Genomic DNA, 1784 nt, shown 5'->3' with positions numbered 1-1784 from the left:
CGCCCACCCCCACGTAGACGGTCGACCCCACCTGGAGCACGTCACCGCCGTCCAGGGTCCCGGGCGCCTCCACCCGCGCCACCCGCAGGCCGAGCCTGCGCACCGCCGCCTCGACCCCCTCCACCTCGCCGCGGCGCTCACGCGCGCCGGGGCGGGTCAGGACCGCCAGGTCCTCGCACACCACCACGGTGTCCTCCACGAACACCGCGTCGGGGTGTTCGGGCGCCGGTTCGACCTCGCACACCCGCCACCCGGCCGAGGCGACGGCCTCCTGGTAGATCGTGTACTGGCGCGCTGCCAGGACCGGGTCCACCTCCGTGCGGGGGGCGGCGCCCCGTGCCAGGTCGGGGCCGGGGCGGCGCATCAGGGCGACCCCGTAGTAGGTGTATCCGTCCACGTACACGTCCTCCAGGGGTGCGGCGCCGGGATCTGGGAAGAGCACAACCTATCGCGCACCCGTACCCTTTTTCCGGACGCGGCACGCGGGTCGTTCGGCTTGTTCGCCGGTGCGGGCGGGGGCAGGGTGGTGGCCATGGACGTGATCATTGTCGGCGGCGGGATCGTGGGGACGAGCGCGGCGTTCCACCTGGCCAGGAAGGGCGTGTCCACCGCGCTGGTGGACGCCTCGCACCCCGGGCAGGCCACGGCCGCCGGGTTGGGGGTGGTCTTCCCCTGGCCGCTGCCGTGGGACGAGCCGCCGGTGTGGGACTTCAAGGCCCGCGCGGCCGAGCACTACCCGCGGCTGATGGCCGAGCTGGCCGAGGACGGCCAGGCCACCGGTTACGAGGTGGTCGGGGGCCTGTCCGTGGACCGGGAGGGCGACGACGCCGGGTTCGACCTGCTGCGCAACCTGTCCGAGCGCCCGGAGTTCGCGACGATGGGCGCGGTGGAGCGCCTGGCCCCGGGCGGGCCGCGCGAGCGGTTCCCGCTCCTGCCCGAAGCCTACGGCGGGGTGTTCGTGGAGGGCATGGCCCGGCTGAACGGGGCGGCGGCGCGGGTCGCCCTGTTCAACGCCGCCGAGGAGCGGGGACTGCGCTACTTCAAGGGGGAGTGCCGCCTGCTGTGGGACGGCCGCCGGGTGGGCGGTGTGCGGGTGGGGAGCGAGGCCCTGGAGGCGCCCGTGGTCGTGGTGGCCGCGGGCGCGTGGTCGGCCGGACTGCTGGCGACCGCCGGTGTGGACCTGCCCGTGCACCCGGTGCGCGGGCAGGTGACGCACTTCGCGCTGCCGGGGCGCGACACCCGCGCCTGGCCGGTGGTGCGGTTCGGCGAGCGCGGGTACTTCGTGTCGGCCTTCGGCCCCGACCGGGTGGTCACCGGCGGCACGTGGGAACCGGAGGCCGGGTTCGACCGGCGGGTGACGGCGTCGGGCCTGCTGCACAACCTCTCCACCGCGGTCGAGGTGCTGCCCGAACTGGCGGACGCCACGGTGGTGGAGACGCGGGTGGGGCTGCGGCCGTGCACGCACGACGGACGGCAGCTGTTGGGGACCGTGGAACGGCTGCCCGGTGTGGTGGTGGCGACCGGGCTGGGCGGCGAGGGGCTGACCTTCGGGCCCTTCCAGGGGCTGGTCGCCGCCCGGCTGGCCATGGGGGAGGACCCCGGCGTGGACCTGTCCCCCTTCCGGCCCGACCGGCCCATGGCCCCCGCCTGACCCCGTCCGCGGCGGGAGCGGCCCGGACCGTCCGGGGCCGGCGGGGCCAGGCGTGGAGTTGAGTAGCGGTACTCAGGCGCGCGGTCGGGGGAGCCGTCAGCATGGACGCATGAACCCCTACACCCCCCAGCCC

1 protein-coding gene and 1 pseudogene are annotated in these 1784 nt (G+C 75.7%); one reads left to right on the top strand and one right to left on the bottom strand.

What is annotated here, in order from left to right:
• Positions 1-397 (bottom strand): annotated as a pseudogene (locus tag DQW06_RS28560) (N(G),N(G)-dimethylarginine dimethylaminohydrolase); the annotation flags it as partial.
• 135 nt (positions 398-532) lie between these two features.
• Here DQW06_RS28560 and DQW06_RS28555 point away from each other — a divergent pair.
• Positions 533-1651, top strand: coding sequence for an FAD-binding oxidoreductase (locus DQW06_RS28555; RefSeq protein ID WP_013153133.1), 1119 nt, complete (start codon positions 533-535; stop codon positions 1649-1651).
• Positions 1652-1784: the final 133 nt, after the last annotated feature.

It is taken from the genome of Nocardiopsis sp. TNDT3 (assembly GCF_003427465.1).
GTDB classification, from domain to species: Bacteria; Actinomycetota; Actinomycetes; order Streptosporangiales; family Streptosporangiaceae; genus Nocardiopsis; species Nocardiopsis dassonvillei.
Note: the sequence above shows the minus strand (reverse complement) of the source record. Positions and strands in the feature narration are given on the sequence as shown.

Bases quoted from the DNA above. Each gene is read 5' to 3' on its own strand.
- DQW06_RS28555 (WP_013153133.1), top strand. From the start codon at position 533: ATGGACGTGATCATTGTCGGCGGCGGGATCGTGGGGACGAGCGCGGCG.